Consider the following 17,558-nt stretch of genomic DNA (forward strand, 5'->3'; position numbering starts at 1 on the left):
CCCCGGGGGCCTCGCTGATGGCCTGCAGGGTGGTCAGGAGGTTCGTGTCGTTGGCGGTCGCGAGCTGTCCGGCGAGGGTGGCGGCCGTCGCGGTCGGCGCGAGGAGCGCACCGCAGGCATCCGCGTCAAGGAATCCTCCGTCAAGCGTGAAGGTCACGGTCACGGTGTTGCCATCGACGGACGAGTCGGCCGTGGTCGCGGCCGCGACGCCGGCGCCGGCGATGGTCAGTGCGGTGGCCGCGCCGAGGGCGGCGGCGGTGCGGAGAGCAGTACGGGACATGAGGGGTTCCTCCGGAGGGGATGGGACGGGCCGAGCCCGCCTGATATGTGAACTGTCTAAGGATAAGCCAAGAGTTCGCCATACGTGGTGATTATCGAATACGAACGCCCCCACCCGTTGTGAGCACAGGGTGGGGGCGTTCGGGGGGAGGTGCTTCAGCGGAGCTCGCGGAGGGCGTCCAGCCGTTCGTGAGCCTGGGTCATGATCCGTTGGATCAGTTCGTCGCAGCTCGGCAGGTCGTCGATCATGCCCACGACCTGTCCGGAGGCGAGGACTCCGGCCTCGGTGTTGCCCTCGACCAGCCCGGCCTTGAGCAGCATCGGGGTGTTGGCGGCCATGACGATCTGCTGCCACGTCCGGTCGGACGCCTTCTTCATGTTGAGGCCGTCCTTGGCCAGCTGTTGCCACTTCATGCCGGTCATGGACTTGAACTTATTGGCGTTCTGGACGGCGGCGGCCATGCCCTTGAGGGGGCTGCCCGATTCGAGGGCGTTGACCAGGCCGGTGCGCAGGACGCGGTGGGGCATGCCGTCGACACGGGTGGAGACGACGGTGTCCTGGAGCCCGCGCTCGAGGTACTGCTTCTTCACCGCGTCGGGCACCCGGGAGTCGCTGGTGAGCAGGAAGCGGGTGCCCATCGCGACGCCCGCGGCGCCGTAGGACAGCGCCGCGACCAGTCCGCGGCCGTCGAAGAAACCGCCGCCCGCGACCACGGGGATCGAGGTGTTTCCCGCGCCACCGAGGGCGTCGATGACACTGGGGAGGAGCAGGGTGGTGGCGACCTGGCCGGTATGGCCACCGCCCTCACCGCCCTGGACGATCACCGCGTCGGCGCCCCAGGAGGCCACCTTGACGGCGTGCTTGGCCGCACCGATGGAGGGGACGACGACGAGGCCGTTCTCCTTCAGCCGGGCGATCAACTCCGGCTTGGGCGCGAGGGCGAACGACGCGACCTTCACCCCGTGGCGGATCATCAGCTCGCACCGCTCGGCGGCGTCCTCGGCGTCGGCCCGGAGGTTGATGCCGAAGGGCTTGGAGGTGAGCTTCTTGGTCCGCACGATGGCGTCCTCGAGCTCGGCGTAGGTCATGGTGGCCGAGGCGATGATCCCCAGTCCGCCGGCGTTGGCCGTGGCCGCCGTCAGCTCGGGTCCGGAGACCCAGCCCATGCCCGTCTGGACGATCGGGTACTCGACACCGACGAGCTCGGTGAAGGCCGTGGACAGTGTCGGGGCGCTCATGCGGCCGGCACCTCGCGGTCGCGGAACCCGCGCGGATCCAGCACCTCGCGGATGATGCGCAGCTCCTCGTCCGAGGGGTCGCGGGTGACCGCGGCGTCGGCCAGGCCCTCGATCTCGAAGCCCGTGTTCTCGGCGACCTCATCAGCGGTGACGCCGGGGTGCAGGCTGACCGCACGCATGCTGCGGTCGGCGCCGCCGAAGTCGAACACGCCCAGGTTGGAGACCACCCGGTGGATGTGGTGGTAGCGGAACGCGGGGTCACCCTCGGTGTAGCGGTCATAACCGACGCCGCAGACGACGTCGACCTTCGCCGTGAAGACCCGGGAGGAGTGCTTGCCCACCCAGTAGCTGGTGGCGTGGTTGATCGAGTTGCCGGGCGCCCCGCGCAGGCCGAACATCTGGCGGGTGGGCTTCTGAACGTCGTCACCGAACGCGGAGAGGTTCTGGTTGCCGAAGCGGTCGATCTGGTTGGCGCCCATCACCACGTGGCGGGTGCCGGCCTGCAGGACGTCGAACACGCGGGGGAACGGGATGTATCCCTCGAAGTCGATGGTCTTGCCCAGCGGCGGGGTTTGGCCGAGGAATCGGTACTCGCCGTCGGTGATGAGCAGGTCCGGCTCGGTGGTGAGCCGGGCCAGACGCGCGCCGATGGTGGCCATCGGGGTCATCGGCGAGGCGAAGATCTCACCGGCGCCGGCGAAGATCTCCGCGCAGGCGACAGCGCAGTACTCGGCCCTGCTGATGGACTGAGTGGTAGCGGTCTCGGTGGTGACGTCGGACATCACTTGGCTCCCTTCTGGGCGGCCTTCTCGGCAGCGACCTTCTCCGCGAACGCGGTGACGGCCTTCTGGTAGTCCTCCTCGGACCCGGACAGGAACTCGTCGACGAACGACTTCCAGGAATCCTCATCCTTGGCTGAGGTGGCGTAGTGCTTCTGGAACGCCTCGTCGCGGCCGTAGTTACCCGCGAACGTGAAGTGGGCGCCGTTCGGGGCCTCGGAGACGGTGTCGACGAACATGCGGCTGAGCAGCATGCGTTGCGGGCCGACCTCGTTCATCAGGGCGTCCGCGGAATCGACGATCTCGTCGGTCTCGAGCAGGACGGTGTCCGCGGCCATGGCGTAGAGATCGTCGAAGTACCCGTCGGCGCCGGTGAACGCGGCGTTGCCGTGCTTGTCCGCCTTGTCCAGGTGGATCAGCGCGGCATCCATGCGTAGGGCGGGCATCGCGACCAGGGTCTCGGTCTTGCCGTCGACCTGGTACGGCGAGTCGACGGTCTTGAGCTCGTCGCCCCAGAACCGGAAGACGTCCGAGCCGAGGCCGGCGCGGGTCGGCAGGAACGGCAGGCGCTGCGCGGCGGCGGTGAGGCCCGCGCGCACCATGCCCTCGTCCATCTCGCGGGAGATGATCGACCCCTCGGTGCGGCGCGTGGCGAACCACGGGTCGTAGAACGGGGCGGAGTCCAGGGTGACGAAGCCGTAGTAGGCCTTGGAGACCTTGCCGGCCGAGCACAGCAGGCCGAGGTCCGGGCCGCCGTAGGTGATGACGGTGAGGTCGGTGAGGTCCTCGCGGCGGAGGATCGCGCGTACCAGGGCCATCGGCTTGCGTCGGGAACCCCAGCCGCCTATGCCGATCGTCATGCCGCTGGAGAGGCGTGAGACGGCCTCGTCCAGGCTGGAGCGCTTGTCGCGCGGGGTGGGGGTGCTGCTCACTTGTTCTCGCCCGTCCTCTCGGATCGCTTGTCTCGTTTGTCCAGATTCAGGCCCGTCTTGACGAACTCGTCGCGGTGCTCGTCTGCCACGCCGGCGAGGTTGAGTTCGAACGTGAAACCCTGCTCCATCCGGTAGGAGGACTTCACGTCAATGGGATCGATGTGGTTGATGGCTTCCTTGGCCGCCCGGATGACCCGCGTGTCCTTGGCCGCGATGGTCTCGGCGAGGTCGCGTGCCGCGGCGACCAGCTGGTCGCGGGGGACCACGTTGTAGACGGTGCCCCACGAGTGGAGCTGCTGCGCCGTGACGTTGCGCGAGGTGAAGTACAGGGTGCGCATCATGTGCGGCGGCACCATGCGCGCCAGGTGCGTGGCCGCGCCGAGCGCCCCACGGTCCACCTCGGGCAGGCCGAACACCGCGTCGTCCGAGGCGACGATGCAGTCGGCGTTGCCCACCAGTCCGATGCCGCCGCCCACGCAGAAGCCGTTCACCGCGGCGATCACGGGGACCGCGCACTCGTACACGGCGTTGAAGGCCACGTAGCAGCCGCGGTTGGCGGCCAGCAGGTGGTCGAAGCCCTCGAAGTCCTGCATCTCCTTGATGTCGACGCCCGCGTTGAATCCCCGGCCCTCGGCCCGGAGGATCACGACGTGTACCTCGGGGTCCCGGCCGGCGGCGAGGATCTGTTCGCCGAGTTCGAACCAGCCCGCGGACGGGATGGCGTTGACGGGGGGATAGTCGACGGTGACGGTCGCGATACCGTCTGCGCCCTTGTCGACGCTGATGCCCATGGTGCTCCCTTCGCACGCCACCGTCCGCTCGTCTCGGAACGGTCCGGTGACTAACCAAACGCTTGCTTGGTAGGCTAGCACGCATGACGAACATCGATCTTGGTCTGGCGGGCAAGGTAGTCCTCGTTACCGGAGGGGTCCGGGGCGTGGGCGCCGGAATCAGTCGCGTCTTCAGAGATGCCGGCGCCGTCGTCGTCACCTGTGCGCGGCGACCCGCGGACGACGGTTCCGATGTCGCGGACCTCGAGTTCCACTCCGCCGACCTCCGGGACCCGGAGGCGGTGCGCGCGATGGTCGACGAGATCGTCGCCAAGCACGGCCGCCTCGACGTGGTGGTCAACAACGCCGGCGGCGCCCCGTTCGCCCTCGCCGCCGACGCCAGCGCCAACTTCCACTCCAAGATCGTCGCCCTCAACCTGCTGTCCGCACTCACCGTCGCGCAGGAGGCCCACCGGGTCATGTCCGCCGATGGGCCCGACGGCCAGATCGGCGGCGCGATCGTCAACATCTCCTCCGTCTCCGGCCACCGGCCCTCGCCCGGCACCGCCTCCTACGGCGCCGCCAAGGCCGGCATCGACTCGCTCACCCAGTCGCTCGCCGTCGAGTGGGCCCCGGCCGTGCGCGTGAACTCCGTCGTGGTGGGGCCGGTCAAGACCGAACAGGCCGAATTGCACTACGGCGACGCCGACGGGGTGGCCGCCGTCGACGCCACCATCCCCATGGGGCGCATGGCCGAGCCCGCCGACGTGGGCCGCGCCGCCGCGTTCCTCGCCTCGCCGCTCGCCGCGTACATCACCGGCGCGGAGCTGCTCGTCCACGGCGGCGGCGAGAAGCCCGCGTTCCTTTCGGCATCCACCGCCGAGAACAAGCACTGAGCCCGACCGGGCATCACACACCTCAACCGACTCTGCGTACCTGCACTGGTCTTGCGCACCCGCACTGTCACCACGATCAAGGAGTAATCAATGGGAATCTGCGACGGACGCGTCGTCATCGTCACCGGCGCCGGCCGCGGCATCGGCCGTGAGCACGCCCTGGCCTTTGCCGCCGAGGGTGCCAAGGTCGTCGTCAACGACCTCGGCGCCGGCATCGACGGCCAGGACGTGGGGGAGCACCCCGCCGAGCAGGTCGTCGCCGAGATCAAGGCCGCCGGCGGTGAGGCCGTGATCAACGGCAACGACATCTCCTCGTGGGACGGCGCGCGCGAGCTCATCCAGCAGGCCATCGACACCTTCGGCGGCCTCGACGTGCTGGTCAACAACGCGGGCTTCCTGCGCGACAAGATGCTCGTCGGCATGTCCGAGGAGGAGTGGGACAAGGTCACCACCGTGCACCTCAAGGGCCACTACGCCCCGCTTCGTCACGCCGCCGAGTACTGGCGCGCCGAGTCCAAGGCCGGCCGCCCGCGCACCGCTCGCGTCATCAACACCTCCTCGGGTGCCGGACTGTTCGGCTCGGTCGGCCAGGGCAATTACGCCACCGCCAAGGCCGGAATCGCCCTGCTGACCATCCAGACCGCCGCCGAGATGAAGGGATACGGCGTGACCGCCAACGCGATCGCGCCGTCGGCCCGCACCCGCATGACCACCTCGGCCGGCGAGGCCATGGCCGCGCAGATGGCCGCCCCCGAGGACGGCTCGTTCGACGTGATGGACCCGGCAAACGTCTCGCCGCTCGTGGTGTGGCTGGGCTCCGAGGAGTCCGGCGACGTCTCCGGGCGCGTGTTCGAGGTCGAGGGCGGCAAGGTCACCCTGTGCGACGGTTGGCAGCGCGCCGCGTCGCAGGACAAGGGCGCCAAGTGGGACCCGGCCGAGCTCGGCTCCGTGGTCCCGCGTCTGCTGTCCGAGTCGCCGGCCCCGGTCCCTGTCTACGGCGCCCGCTGAGGCGCCGGACCCGGACATAAGTAAACCCCGCACCTTCTTTCCGGGAAGGTGCGGGGTTTACTCGTCGCTTGTGCGCGACCTGATCAGATCAGGGGCGCGGGCAGTTCTGGGCGTCAACCGAGCCCAGTGCTGCGAGCTGGTCGATCTGCGCCTGCGGCAGGTCACACAGCGGGAAGCCCGGGACTGCGGGCAGCGGCGGAAGCTGCACGTTGGTGCCTGCGGCAGCGCCGACCGCGGCGCCACCGAGGGCGAGCGCGCCGCCCACCGACAGGATCGGCAGCAGGCCGCCGCCCACGCTCGACTCGACGCTGTCCGCGGTATCGAGCGAGGTCATCAGACCGGCGGTCGAGCCGATGTTGGTGGACATAACCGAGTTCTGGGAGCCGTTCGCCAGGGACGCCGTGCCGTTGTCCGAGCCGCTCTCCAGCGAACCGGTGAACGCGGTCAGCGAGCCGTTGACCCCGGTGAGCTCCTCCACGGAGCCGTTGATGGTGCCCGTGCTGTCACTGACCGACCCGGTGATCGTGTCGGAGCTCTGGCCGGTCGAGCCACCCTCGCCGGTGATCGAGCCGAGCAGACCGGTCTCCGGGCCGGCAACCGAGTTGGTCATGCCGCCGAGCGAGCCGGCGATCCCCTGGGTGAGCAGTCCGCCCGTGACCGAACCGAGCAGGCCATCCGTCGGATCGGTGACCGAACCCGCGACGTCGTCGATGGAGCCCGCGGTCTCGTTCGTGATGGCCTCGAGGGAGCCACCGTCTTCGATGGAGCCACCGAGGGCGGACGTGATGTCGCCGGCCGAGCCGCCGTCTCCGAGCGAGTCCGAGATGCCGACGCCGATGGTGTCGAGCGAGCCGCCGAGATTGCTGGTGATGTCGCCAGCCGAACCGCCGGTTTCAATAGAGCCTGCGGTGGCCTCGAGGACGCCCGAGAGGGAGCCGCCGGTATTGAGCAGGTCGCCGATGCCCCGGAGGACCGAAGTGAGCGAGCCGCCGCCCTCGATCGAACCGGTGAGGGACTCGGTGAAGTCGTCGAGCGAGCCACTGGCGCCGGTGAGCGAGCCTGTGACCTCTGAGATCGACCCCTCGACAACCCCCGGGGTGTCGGACAGGGAGCCGCCGGAGGTGAGGAGGCCACCGATGCCGCGGAGGACGGAGTTGAGGGAGCCGTCGGCCCCGTCGACCGAGCCCGTGATGGTCTCGATCGAGCCCTCGACGACGCCGGGCGTGTCGCCCAGGGAGCCGCCATTTTCGAGCAGATCGCCACTGCCCGCAGCGACGGCGGGGAGGGAACCGCTGGTGTCACCGAGAGAATCGGAGATCCCATTGGCGATGGTTCCGGCAGAACCGCCGATGTTGGCGGAACCGCCGGCCTGGGTAGAGCCCTGACCGATGCCCTCAGTGGAGCCGTCGGGGATGATGCTCTCGGGAATGAGATCAGCGGAGCCGGGGATGGTGAGTGTCGACGAGTCGGGGACCTCAGGCATATTCGAGCCGGTGAGGCCGCCAATGATGTCGGTAATGATATTCGCGTTGGCAACGCCGACAGCGCTGGACATGGCAAGGGCCGTCGTCGCGGCAAGCGCGGCGACCCTGGTGGTGTTCTTCATTAACGGGGGATCCTCTCGAATTCACTGGACAACTGTGTCACCTGACACATGAGAATCCCCTGAACGTGAACTTTTGTCAATCTAAATTATGGCAAGTGACCCAAGTCATAGTTTACGAGAGACACTGTGCCTGACGTGGGCAAAGTTGACCGGGCAACTAAACGCCTCTGACTGCGGTGTTAGGCGGGTTCGCATATCACTACCGGGATGACCCTGCTGGTGTTTGCCTGATACTCAGCAAAGTCCGCGTAGCGCTCGACCAGGCGTGGCCACAATTCCGCACGTTCGGTGGGCGAGGCCTCCCGAGCCGTCATGGATCTGACCCGGCGGCCCACCTGAACGGTGACCGCAGGCTCCGCCAGGATGTTGCGGTACCACTGGGGGTGCGACGGGAGCCCGCCCTGTGAGGCGACCAACAGAACGCGATCGCCCTCGGGCAGATGGAGCAACGGCACAGTTCTCGGCTGGCCCGACTTTCGCCCCGTCGTCGTCAACAAACACACCGGAACCGGCGCCCGCAGCGCCGATCCCACGCGCCAGTTCCCACCGACCCGACCGCCCGTGCGCTGATACAGCCACGTGTTGACCCGCGACATGACCTTGATGACGCCGACGACCCACGGCGCGCCACGCCGTGGGTCGTCGATGCCGGTCTCGGGGCGGGATGCGCCCTCCGACGGTTGGCTGTCCGTCACCGCGTGCTCGTCACTTGCCGCTGGGCAGCGGTGCGCGGACGATCACGTGCTTGCCCGGGAAGAACGCGGCGAGCTCGCGACGGCTCTCCTTGAGTGAGAGGAAGCCGTAGCCCTTCTTGCGCTCCTCGGGGTGGATCCAGATCGCCACGTCGACGTCGCCGTCGTTGATCTGCTCGCCGAACACCAGGCCGACGGCGGTGCCGCGCGCGGTGTCCATGGCGACGAACCACATCGCCGACTCCGACTCGATGCGGCTCAGCCCGTCGCGACGCTCCTGCTCGGTGCGGCTCTCGTCCCACTCGCCGCCCGTCGCCGACGAGGCGTCGGTGGAGCGGGTGTGGTAGATCGACCGGTGGTCCTCGGAATCCCGGAACGGGTGCAACTCGAACCCGGCCGGCCCGGCCGAGACCGGGTGCTCCGTGGTGGCTCCGATAAACGACTCCAGCGGGGCGCGCAGAACCTCGCGCGCCTCGTCCGCGGACACGGCCAGAAGGTGGGACACCGCCTGGACCGCGTCCTCGGTGCCGTTGGCCGAGGCGATGGCCGCGAAGACTTCCGTCCGGCGCTCCGCCGCCGCTTCGATCACGTTGCTGCTCATGTCAGATCCTCTCGATGATGCTGGCCGAGGCCTGGGCGCCTCCCGCGCACATCGTGATGAGGGCGCGCTCGCCGTCCGTGCGCTCGAGCTCGTGCAGGGCGGTGGTGATGAGCCGCGACCCGGTACTGCCGACGGGGTGGCCGATCGCGATGGCGCCCCCGTTGACGTTGACCTTGTCCATGTCCGGACCATGCACCTGCGCCCAGCTTAGGAGCACGGAGGCGAACGCCTCGTTGCATTCGAACAGATCGAAGTCGGAGATCGACATGCCGGAGCGGTCGAGGACGCGCTGCGTGGCCTGGACCGGGCCATCGAGGTGGTATTCGGGCTCGCCGCCGACCAGTGCCTGGTGCGCGATGCGAGCGCGGGGCTTGAGGCCGTGCGCCTTGGCCACGTCCTCGTCCATGAGCAGGACCGCGGCCGAGCCGTCGGACATCTGGCTCGAGGTGCCGGCGGTGTGCAGGCCGCCCTCGAGGACCGGCTTGAGGCCGGCGAGCGCCTCGGCGGTGGTCTCCCGCAGGCCCTGATCGCGGGTGACGGTCACCGTCTCGCCGGTGTAGGTGCCGTCCTTGAGGCGCTCGGGGGCGTCGACGGCGAAGGTTTCCCGATCGAAGCGGCCCTCCTCCCACGCGCGCTTCGCATTGGCCTGCGAGCGGACGCCCAGCTCCTCGAGGTCGGCACGGCTGATGCTGCGGCGATTGGCGATGCGGTCGGCGGCGGTGAATTGGTCCGGGAGGTCGACGGCCCAGTCGTCCGGGCGCGGCATGCCGTTCTCTCCGTTACCCACGGCGGCGCGCAGCGAGAGCCAGCTCATCGACTCCACGCCACACGCGATACCGACGTCCATGGCGCCGGCGTGGATGAGGTTGGCGATGAAGTGGTTGGCCTGCTGCGCGGAGGAGCACTGGCAATCGATGGTCGTGCACGCGGTCTGCCACGGCAGTCCGGAGGCCAACCATGCTCCGCGCGTGACGTTGTTGCCCTGCGCGCCCGCCTGCGTCACGCAGCCGCCGACGACCTGCTCCACGAGGGAGGCGTCGATGCCGGCCCGGCGGATGACCTCTTTCTGGGAGGCGCCGAGCAGATGTGCGGGATGGAGGCCCGACAGTGCGCCGCGGGCCTTGCCGATCGGGGTTCGAACAGCCTCGACGATGACGGGATTGCCCATGAGTGTCCTTCCGGGAATCCGGCCGGAGGAAAGCCTGGCCGGGTGTGAACGTGTTCTAGTATGGTGCGTGGAACGTGTTCTAGATTACAGCCCGGGGGAGGGGAACGCAGTATCCCGGGACTGTGGGGGGCACCTGACGCAATCCGACGCGGCCAAGGAGTACCAAGTGCAGCCAGTCACCATTCCCGAGGGGTTCGACTTCACGGACCCGGAGCTCTACGAGAAGCGCCTCCCGCACCCGGAGTGGGAACACCTCCGGCGGACCGAACCGATCTGGTGGTGTGCGAACGAGCCCGGCGCCGATGGTTTTGACGACGACGGCTACTGGGTCGTCACCAAGCATGAGGACGTCAAGGAGATCTCCCGGCGCACGAACGAGGTCTTCTCGACCTGGGAGAACACCGCCATCCCGCGCTTCGCGCCGGGCACGGAGCGCGAGATCGTCGAGCTGACCCGCCTGCTGTTCATCAACCAGGACGGCGACGAGCACAAGAAGTACCGCCGCATCATCTCCAAGGGCTTCACCCCGCGCAATATCGAGAAGATGCGCGAGAACTTGAAGGAGAAGGCCCGGGAGATCGTCGAGACCGCCGGCGCAAAGGGCACTGGCGACTTCATCATCGACGTGGCCTCCGAGCTGCCACTGCAGGCGATCGCCGAGCTCATCGGTATCCCGATGGAGGACCGCCACCAGATCTTCGAGTGGTCCAACCAGATGACCAGCTACGACGTCCCCGGCAAGGTCGAGGAGTCGCAGATGGCCAACGCGATGGTCCTCAACTACGCCCAGGAGCTCGCCGCCAAGCGCGAGGTCGATCCACGCGACGACCTGGTGACCAAGCTGGTCCAGGCAGACCTCGACGGCGAGCAGCTCACCGCGGACGAGTTCGGTTGGTTCGTGGTCCTGCTCGCGGTGGCCGGAAACGAGACCACCCGCAACGCCACAACCCACGGCATGATCGCCTTCCTGAACAACCCGGAGCAGTGGGAGCTGTTCAAGTCTGAGCGCCCGGAGACCGCGTACGACGAGATCCTCCGATGGGCCTCGCCGATCTCCTCGTTCCAGCGCACCGCCACCGAGGACGTGGAGATCGGGGGAGTCACCATGAAGAAGGGCGACCGCGCCGCGATCATGTACGGTTCCGCGAACTTCGACGAGGACGTGTTCGAGGACCCGTTCACGTTCAATATCCTGCGCGATCCGAACCCGCACCTGACGTTCGGCGGCAACGGCCCCCACTACTGCATCGGCGCCAACCTGGCGAAGCTCCAGATCGAGCTCATTTTCAACGCGATCGCCGACCACATGCCGGACATCACCGCACTCGGCGACCCGGTCCGCCTCCGTTCCGGATGGCTCAACGCCATCCAGGACTTCAAGGTCGACTTCAAGTGCCCGGTCCGCGCCTGATCGGCTGATCAGTCCAGGTCTGACCACGGCCCCGGCCCTCCGCGCCCGCGGGGCGCCGGGGCCGTCGTCGTGATCGCGGGCTTTGCCAGAACGCGCTGAACCCACGAGAGAACCAGGCAGGGTGACACCATGATCGACCCACGAATACTCGACGACTCCTTCCTCGAGCACCGCCAGGTCGAGCGCGACGGCGTCAGGCTTCACTACGTTGCCGCCGAACCCCGCGTCTCGGACGGCTCCCCCGACGGCCCCGGCACGATCGTGCTGGTCCACGGCTTTCCGCACTTCTGGTTCACCTGGCACCGGATGATCCCCGTTCTCGTGGAGGCCGGCTGGCGGGTCATCGCGCCGGACCTGCGGGGGATGGGCGGCTCCGATGCCCCGGCCGACGTCGAGGCCTACGCGCCCCGGGAAGTGGTCGACGACCTGATCGCGGTGATCGACGACGCGCTCCCGCGCCCCGAGAAGGTGGTCCTGGTGGGCTTCGACTTCGGTGCGGGCGTCGTCTACGACACGTGCCATCTCGAGCCGGACCGGGTGCGCGCGGTGATCGGGATGGAGAACCCCTTCATGGGCACCGCGGGATCGATCTCTCCCCTGGAGGGCTCGGCGATGATCGCCGAGAAGCACTTCCTGCACCTGCACTACTTCGCGCAACCCGGGGTCGCGGAGGCCGACATCGCGGGCCACGAGCGCGATTTCCTCACCCGCGTGTTCTGGGCACTGTCCGCTGACTACCACTACCTGGACGTCTGGCAGCACCCGCCGGGATCGACCTACATGGACGCGCTTCCGGAGTCGCCACAGCTGCCGTGGAGATGGCTGTCTGTGGAGGAGATGGACGTGTACGACGCCGAGTACTCGCGCACCGGGCTCGCGGGGCCACTGCAGTGGTACCGCGCGATGGACGTGTCATGGCGCGCCCGCAAGGAGTTCGAGCGCCAGACCAACCCGGTGCCGTACTACTTCCTCTACTCCGAGCACGACCCGGACCTCGAGGGGTTCCACGGTCGCGAGCCGCTGACGAAACTCGGCCGCTACCACGACGACGTCCGCCAGATCCGCAGCGTTCCGCGCGCCGGCCATCTCATGCACCTGGAGGCCAGCGAGGACACGCACCGCGAGCTGCTCGAGTGTCTCGCCGACATCACGGACGCCATCCCGAAGTAGCCGCGGGTTATCGCCATTGGTCAGAACGGTGGCGGTGGCTCGAAGTCCGGCTGGGGTAGCGGTGTCTCGTAGCGGGCAGCGATGTTGGCTTCTCGCTCGGTGGCAAGATCTTTCTCGCGTCTGTGACCGTAAGTGGCCTGTGGTTTCGGGCTGAGCCACGGACGCCGTCGCGGGTGGGGCGGTGGGTCAGGCGGGGGATCGGTCTCGGTGGCGACATCTCGACGCCATCGAGCCAACGGCCCTGCGGGGTCGGTGGTGATGATGTGACCGGTGTTGGTGGTGACGGTGAGTGTTCCCTCCCGGTCCAGGCGGTACCTCCAGCCATGGAAGGTTTTGAACCGGTGGTGCTGCCGGCACAGACACATGAGGTTGGCTTCCACGCTCAGCCCGCCATTGCTGGGGTCGGAGTGATTGAAGGGGCGGCAATGGTCGATGTCGCAGTGGTCCGCGGGAACCGAACAACCGGGATGGCGGCAGGTGCCGTCGCGCAGGCGGATACGGCGGTCCAGTTCCGGACTGAGGCGGTAGCGGCGGGCATGGGAGGCCGAGTCGGCTGCCCCTGGCGCGGGGTCGGGGACAACGATTGTGGCGCCGACGCTGCGGGATAGCAGTGCGATGAGGGCTTCGATGGTGGCGGGGCCTCCCCTGGGGAGATAGACCTCGGGTTCGCCGTCCGGGCTAAGGGGCGCGAGCACCGTGATGTTCGGCCGGATCGACGCCATGAGTGACCCGGTCGAGCCAGCCTCGCCCGCCGCCGCCGCCGCCGCCGCCGCCGGAGTCGAGGCCGGAGACGTAGAGCTGTCGGCCGGGCCGAGGAGTGCGTTGACCAGCGCGTCCGCCCTGAGCGGCCCCATACCTGCGCCGCCGGGGTTTCTCCGTTTGTGCTCCCGCGCGATCTCGTTGAGGGCCTCGGAGATGGCCAGGGCGTCGGGGGCGGAGAGGCGGGCGTTCAGATCTGCCATCCCGTCTTCGCTGCGGCGCAACCGAACGTTCCGTTCGGCGAACGCCCGCGCACGGCGCAACAGCACGCCCTCGGGATCGTATTCGCGGATGATCCGGTCGGTCTCATTGAGGATCGCGTCGCGTCCGGGCCGTCGACCCGAGTCGATAGCATCCAGCAGCCAGTCAACGACTGCGCGTTGAACCCTCTCGAGGGCGGACACGTCGACCGTCCGCAAGTGACGGGCGAGCATCTCGGCGGTGTGCTCATCTATACGGCCTGTCTCCATGGCTTCGAGCAGCGAGGGAAATCGCACGGAGAGGTCATTTGCGAGAGCGATCAACTTCTTGGCGCGGTGGTGATGGACGCCGTACGCGGCGACGATCTCGGCGCACGCGATCTGGAGTGGGTCGATGATCGCGTACGACGGCTCCTCGTCGAGGCCCGGGCCGTAGCCTGCGGCGATCGCGCGGTCGAGTTGTTCGTCATCGCACAGCTCAAACAACTTCCGGCATGCCCGAAGTCTCGCGGCCGCGGCCCGGTTCTCCGCGTAGAGCGCGTCGAGCGCCGCGAGAGTGAGCGCCCGTACCTGTGGGCCAGCCTTCTGCACTGGTGCTGCCGGCATGCTTCCGCCCCCTCCGCAGCCGCTTGATCGGTCGTGTGTTCGAATAGATGAACAGTAGCAACCGGGTCCGACACGATAGTGAATAGCGCCTCTAGCTGCGAAAACCCGATGACGGAAGCGGGCGTGGACGTCCCTAAGTAGAGCGTGGCGGGGGAGGGTGGGGGACGACGACGAGGCCCGCCCCGCGGATCGCGCGGGACGGGCCTCGTGTTGAGAATTCGGCCGGGCAACCGGCGCGGGCGGGGCGAGAACGGCGAGCAGTCAGCCCTGGAGGCCGTACTTCTGACCGAAGTTCGCGATCGACTCGATCTTCTGCTCGGCTGAGCAATCGAAGCCGTGGCCCTCGACCATCCACGGCATCACGATGATGTCCGTGACGCCGGCCTCGGCGAGCTCGGTGAAGCCGCGCGTGCCGAACTTGTCCAGGCAGACCACCTGGATGGCGAACGGCTTGCCGTCACCGCGGTCGGCGAGGGAGCGGCCGTCGGCCTCGAGCAGTTCGCCGAGACGCTTGACGGTGGTGACGATCTCGTCGAACTCCATCATGGCGCTCGTCCAGCCCTGGCCGACGCGCGCGGCCCGCTTCAGCGCGATCTCCGTGTGGCCGCCCACATAGAAAGGCACCTGCTCGGACGGGGCCGGGGTGAAGATGAGCTCGTCGAAGTCGAAGTGCTTGCCGTGGAAGTCGAACCACTCGCCCTCCATTCCGCGGCGCATGATCTCCAGCGACTCGTCGACGCGCTTGCCGCGACCGGAGAACGGGGCGCCACACCACTCGAACTCGTTGGGGTCCCAGCCGATGCCCACGCCCAGGTCCAGCCGGTTGCCGGTCAGCAGGGCGACGGACGCCACCTGCCTCGTGAGCAGCAGTGGGTTGCGCGGCCCGACCTTGAGCACCTGCGGGGAGAACCGGATGGTCGAGGTGGCCCCGCCCATGGCGGCGCAGGCGATCAGGGGCTCGACCCACTGGGTCTCCTCGTCCCACATGCGCGAACCGTCAGGCGTATACGGATAGTCCTTGTCCTGCCGACGCGGGTGGAACAGGGAGTCGGGCAGCACGACGCGGTCGAATCCGGCAGCCTCGGCGCCGCGGGCGATCTCGATGTACTGGTCTACGGGGGAGAAGGAGACCGGGACGGAGAACTCGACATCTACTACTCGGTTCATGGTTACCTGCCCTTTCCGGTGGCGCCGGCGATGGCGGTCCTGTCGTCGTCGGTGAGTGGCCGCAGTCCCGAGGCCATGGCCACGTCCTGCTCCCAGAAGGCGCGAAGGGACACCAGACGGCCGTCGGGATCGACGCGGTAGTCCACGGCGATATCGATCTCCATGATGTTCTCGCCCATATGAGTGCGCATGGCGCCGATGCAGAGTAGTTCATCGCCCGCGGCGATCCCGCGGTCGAAGCGGAACTCGATGTGGTCCGGTGCGGCCACGGCTTTCTCCCAGAACTCCAGTAGCCGCTGTGTGCCGGTGTGGCCGATGCCCTCGGCGTCGAACATCGACGGTCCCACGGGATCCTCGATGGTGCCCTCGGGGGACCAGCCGGCGATCCAGGCATCGCGGTCGCCGGCGTTGGTCGCGGCCCACGAGCGGCGCGCGGCGGCGTAGGCGGGACTCGCCAACGCGGCGTCGCTCATCTCCAGGGGCCGATACTGGCCCGTCTCGTCCAGGTAAGGATTGCTCATCGCTTGCGCTCCGTTCCGACGACCCACATCGAGAAGTACTGTGAACCGCCACCGTAGGCGTGCCCGAGGGCCTTGCGGGCGCCGGGGATCTGGTGCTGGTCGGCCCGGTTCATGACCTGGCGCGCGGCCTCGGCGAAGCGGAGCATGCCGGAGGCGCCGATCGGGTTGGAGCACAGCACGCCACCGGACGGGTTGACGGGCAGGGAGCCGTCGCGCGCGGTGGCGCCGGACTCGACCATCTTCCAGCCCTCGCCGCGGGCCGCGAACCCGAGGCTCTCCAGCCACATGGGCTCGAACCAGGAGAACGGCACGTAGATCTCGGCGGCGTCGATCTCTTCGGCCGGGTTGGTGATCCCGGCCTCGGCCCACAGGGCGGCGGCCGCGTCGCGGCTGGCCTGCGGGTTGGCGTAGTCGCGGCCGGCGAAGGTGCCGGGCTCGGTGCGTAGGGCGGTGGCGTGGATCCAGGCGACGTGGCGGCCGGCGGACTCCACCGCCTCGGCGGCCTCGGTGTCGCCGATCACGATGGCGCACGCGCCGTCGGAGGACGGGCAGGTCTCGTCGAACCGGATGGGGTCCCACAGCATCTGCCCTTCGAGCACCTTGTCCACGGTGATGTCGGGCTGCTTGAGATGCGCGTGCGGGTTGATCGCGCCGTTGATCCGGTCCTTGACCGCGACCATCGCGCCCACGTGCTCGGGGGCTCCGGTGTCGCGGATGTAGGAGCGCACGTGCGGGGCGAAGTAGCCGCCGGCCCCGGCACCGACGGGTGCGGTGAAGGGCACGGGCAGGCTCAGTGCCCACATGGCGTTGGACTCGGACTGCTTCTCCCAGGCCACGGCCAGTACCCGGCGGTATCGGCCGGACTGGACGTGCGAGGCGGCCACCACGGCCGTAGAGCCACCGACGGAGCCGGCGGTGTGTACGCGAAGCAACGGTTTACCCACGGCGCCGAGGGCATCGGCCATCATCAGTTCGGGCATCATGACGCCCTCGAACAGGTCTGGGGCCTTACCCACGACGATGGCGTCGATGTCGTCCCAGCCCACCCCGGCGTCGGTCATGGCGGCGTCGATCGCCTCGCGGCAGAGTCCGGCCATGGAGACGTCCGTGCGGCGGGAGACGTGGTGGGTCTGGCCGGTGCCGAGCACGGCGGCGGGAAGCCCCGAGCTGTGGGAGCCGACATCAGTGGAGCCGGTGCTGTGGGCGCTCATGCGGTGCGTCCTTCCATGAGGCAGATGAGGTTCTGCTGCAGCAGGTGGCCGCTGGTGGCGTGGGCGAGAGCCCGCTCGGAGCGGCCCTCCCAGATGCTGTTGGCGGCGTAGCCGATGCGCTCCAGCCCGGCGGAGAACAACGGGTCGGCGACCAGTGATCCGCCGGACGGGGTTACGGACACGCGGTCGGAGATCCCGAGGGCTGACCGCAGGAGCAGCTCCTGGTGCGTGTACTGGGTGTGCAGTTCGGCGACGGTCACGCCGCCCAGGTCGGGACGGTCCCCGGAGGCTCCGGTCGCGCGCACTGCGGCGGCGCGGGTCGACGGGGAGTCGGTGAGGTCGCGGGCGCCGAACTCGGCGGAGTCCATGATGTGTTCGATCCCGGAGATGTAGGCGGGGTTCGAGACGAGCTCACGCGCCCGGTCGCCGGAAGCGAGGATGATCGCGCCTGCGCCGTCGGTGACGGGCGGGCAGTCGTGGCGACGCAGCGGGTCGGCCACATACGGCTCGGCCAGCAGGTCGGCGGCGTCGCGACCTGTGGTG

16 protein-coding genes and 2 pseudogenes are annotated in these 17,558 nt (G+C 68.5%); 4 read left to right on the plus strand and 14 right to left on the minus strand.

Annotation, left to right across the window (positions count from 1 at the left end):
* From G6020_RS00190 to G6020_RS00210, 5 genes and pseudogenes are all read right to left on the minus strand, one after another.
* Positions 1-280, minus strand: a pseudogene (locus G6020_RS00190) (hypothetical protein); the annotation flags it as partial.
* A 155-nt stretch (positions 281-435) separates the two neighbouring features.
* Positions 436-1,518: a nitronate monooxygenase gene (locus tag G6020_RS00195; RefSeq protein WP_182609264.1), complete on the minus strand. Its 1,083-nt coding sequence runs from the start codon at positions 1,516-1,518 to the stop codon at positions 436-438.
* On the minus strand, positions 1,515-2,300 hold the full coding sequence (locus G6020_RS00200; protein ID WP_182609265.1) for a CoA-transferase: 786 nt from the start codon (positions 2,298-2,300) through the stop codon (positions 1,515-1,517). Before G6020_RS00200 ends, G6020_RS00195 begins: the two co-directional genes overlap by 4 nt.
* A complete protein-coding gene (locus G6020_RS00205; protein ID WP_182609266.1) occupies positions 2,300-3,229 on the minus strand; it encodes a CoA transferase subunit A in 930 nt (309 codons plus the stop codon). Before G6020_RS00205 ends, G6020_RS00200 begins: the two co-directional genes overlap by 1 nt.
* A complete protein-coding gene (locus tag G6020_RS00210) occupies positions 3,226-4,020 on the minus strand; it encodes an enoyl-CoA hydratase family protein (RefSeq protein WP_182609267.1) in 795 nt (264 codons plus the stop codon). Before G6020_RS00210 ends, G6020_RS00205 begins: the two co-directional genes overlap by 4 nt.
* Before the next feature lie 83 nt (positions 4,021-4,103).
* On the opposite strand from G6020_RS00210, the gene G6020_RS00215 reads away from it, so the two are divergent.
* Together G6020_RS00215 and G6020_RS00220 are read left to right on the plus strand one after the other, a co-directional pair.
* Positions 4,104-4,895, plus strand: a complete 792-nt coding sequence (locus tag G6020_RS00215) for an SDR family oxidoreductase (RefSeq protein ID WP_182609268.1) — start codon at positions 4,104-4,106, stop codon at positions 4,893-4,895.
* Positions 4,896-4,985: 90 nt separating this feature from the next.
* Positions 4,986-5,903, plus strand: a complete 918-nt coding sequence (locus G6020_RS00220) for an SDR family oxidoreductase (RefSeq protein WP_182609269.1) — start codon at positions 4,986-4,988, stop codon at positions 5,901-5,903.
* 88 nt (positions 5,904-5,991) lie between these two features.
* Here the strand turns inward: G6020_RS00220 and G6020_RS00225 are convergent, their stop codons facing one another.
* The 4 genes from G6020_RS00225 to G6020_RS00240 all read right to left on the minus strand — a co-directional run bounded on the left by G6020_RS00225 (position 5,992) and on the right by G6020_RS00240 (position 9,970).
* A complete protein-coding gene (locus G6020_RS00225) occupies positions 5,992-7,386 on the minus strand; it encodes a hypothetical protein (protein ID WP_182609270.1) in 1,395 nt (464 codons plus the stop codon).
* A 302-nt stretch (positions 7,387-7,688) separates the two neighbouring features.
* Positions 7,689-8,105, minus strand: coding sequence for a nitroreductase family deazaflavin-dependent oxidoreductase (locus tag G6020_RS00230; protein WP_173674835.1), 417 nt, complete (start codon positions 8,103-8,105; stop codon positions 7,689-7,691).
* Positions 8,106-8,214: 109 nt separating this feature from the next.
* On the minus strand, positions 8,215-8,802 hold the full coding sequence (locus tag G6020_RS00235) for an N-acetyltransferase (RefSeq protein ID WP_182609271.1): 588 nt from the start codon (positions 8,800-8,802) through the stop codon (positions 8,215-8,217).
* A 1-nt stretch (position 8,803) separates the two neighbouring features.
* Positions 8,804-9,970, minus strand: coding sequence for a steroid 3-ketoacyl-CoA thiolase (locus G6020_RS00240; RefSeq protein ID WP_182609272.1), 1,167 nt, complete (start codon positions 9,968-9,970; stop codon positions 8,804-8,806).
* A gap of 166 nt (positions 9,971-10,136) precedes the next feature.
* Here G6020_RS00240 and G6020_RS00245 point away from each other — a divergent pair, with 166 nt between their 5' ends.
* Both G6020_RS00245 and G6020_RS00250 read left to right on the plus strand, forming a co-directional pair.
* Positions 10,137-11,381, plus strand: a complete 1,245-nt coding sequence (locus G6020_RS00245) for a cytochrome P450 (protein ID WP_182609273.1) — start codon at positions 10,137-10,139, stop codon at positions 11,379-11,381.
* A gap of 129 nt (positions 11,382-11,510) precedes the next feature.
* Positions 11,511-12,551 (plus strand): alpha/beta hydrolase, encoded by a 1,041-nt coding sequence (locus tag G6020_RS00250; protein WP_182609274.1) that lies wholly within the window; start codon positions 11,511-11,513, stop codon positions 12,549-12,551.
* A gap of 20 nt (positions 12,552-12,571) precedes the next feature.
* Here the strand turns inward: G6020_RS00250 and G6020_RS00255 are convergent, their stop codons facing one another.
* The 5 genes and pseudogenes from G6020_RS00255 to G6020_RS00275 form a co-directional block, all read right to left on the minus strand.
* Positions 12,572-14,116, minus strand: coding sequence for an HNH endonuclease signature motif containing protein (locus tag G6020_RS00255; protein WP_182609275.1), 1,545 nt, complete (start codon positions 14,114-14,116; stop codon positions 12,572-12,574).
* 261 nt (positions 14,117-14,377) lie between these two features.
* Positions 14,378-15,283, minus strand: coding sequence for a TIGR03619 family F420-dependent LLM class oxidoreductase (locus tag G6020_RS00260; protein ID WP_182609276.1), 906 nt, complete (start codon positions 15,281-15,283; stop codon positions 14,378-14,380).
* Positions 15,284-15,285: 2 nt separating this feature from the next.
* Positions 15,286-15,804, minus strand: a complete 519-nt coding sequence (locus G6020_RS00265; protein WP_182609277.1) for a nuclear transport factor 2 family protein — start codon at positions 15,802-15,804, stop codon at positions 15,286-15,288.
* Complete coding sequence (locus G6020_RS00270) at positions 15,801-17,015, minus strand: thiolase domain-containing protein (RefSeq protein ID WP_182609278.1); 1,215 nt, start codon at positions 17,013-17,015, stop codon at positions 15,801-15,803. The genes G6020_RS00265 and G6020_RS00270 overlap by 4 nt, the downstream gene beginning before the upstream one ends.
* Positions 17,012-17,558, minus strand: a pseudogene (locus tag G6020_RS00275) (lipid-transfer protein); the annotation flags it as partial. The pseudogene G6020_RS00275 and the gene G6020_RS00270, both read right to left, overlap by 4 nt.

Source organism: Dietzia sp. B19 (assembly GCF_014145155.1).
In the GTDB taxonomy this organism is placed as follows: Bacteria; Actinomycetota; Actinomycetes; order Mycobacteriales; family Mycobacteriaceae; genus Dietzia; species Dietzia natronolimnaea.

What these genes read in the sequence shown, in the direction of transcription:
- G6020_RS00200 (WP_182609265.1), bottom strand. Translation starts at nt 2,300, where the DNA reads ATGTCCGACGTCACCACCGAGACCGCTACCACTCAGTCCATCAGCAGG.
- G6020_RS00210 (WP_182609267.1), bottom strand. Translation starts at nt 4,020, where the DNA reads ATGGGCATCAGCGTCGACAAGGGCGCAGACGGTATCGCGACCGTCACC.
- G6020_RS00240 (WP_182609272.1), bottom strand. Translation starts at nt 9,970, where the DNA reads ATGGGCAATCCCGTCATCGTCGAGGCTGTTCGAACCCCGATCGGCAAG.
- G6020_RS00225 (WP_182609270.1), bottom strand. Translation starts at nt 7,386, where the DNA reads ATGCCTGAGGTCCCCGACTCGTCGACACTCACCATCCCCGGCTCCGCT.
- G6020_RS00265 (WP_182609277.1), bottom strand. Translation starts at nt 15,804, where the DNA reads ATGAGCAATCCTTACCTGGACGAGACGGGCCAGTATCGGCCCCTGGAG.
- G6020_RS00235 (WP_182609271.1), bottom strand. Translation starts at nt 8,802, where the DNA reads ATGAGCAGCAACGTGATCGAAGCGGCGGCGGAGCGCCGGACGGAAGTC.
- G6020_RS00255 (WP_182609275.1), bottom strand. Translation starts at nt 14,116, where the DNA reads ATGCCGGCAGCACCAGTGCAGAAGGCTGGCCCACAGGTACGGGCGCTC.
- G6020_RS00215 (WP_182609268.1), top strand. Translation starts at nt 4,104, where the DNA reads ATGACGAACATCGATCTTGGTCTGGCGGGCAAGGTAGTCCTCGTTACC.
- G6020_RS00195 (WP_182609264.1), bottom strand. Translation starts at nt 1,518, where the DNA reads ATGAGCGCCCCGACACTGTCCACGGCCTTCACCGAGCTCGTCGGTGTC.
- G6020_RS00230 (WP_173674835.1), bottom strand. Translation starts at nt 8,105, where the DNA reads ATGTCGCGGGTCAACACGTGGCTGTATCAGCGCACGGGCGGTCGGGTC.
- G6020_RS00250 (WP_182609274.1), top strand. Translation starts at nt 11,511, where the DNA reads ATGATCGACCCACGAATACTCGACGACTCCTTCCTCGAGCACCGCCAG.
- G6020_RS00270 (WP_182609278.1), bottom strand. Translation starts at nt 17,015, where the DNA reads ATGAGCGCCCACAGCACCGGCTCCACTGATGTCGGCTCCCACAGCTCG.
- G6020_RS00220 (WP_182609269.1), top strand. Translation starts at nt 4,986, where the DNA reads ATGGGAATCTGCGACGGACGCGTCGTCATCGTCACCGGCGCCGGCCGC.
- G6020_RS00260 (WP_182609276.1), bottom strand. Translation starts at nt 15,283, where the DNA reads ATGAACCGAGTAGTAGATGTCGAGTTCTCCGTCCCGGTCTCCTTCTCC.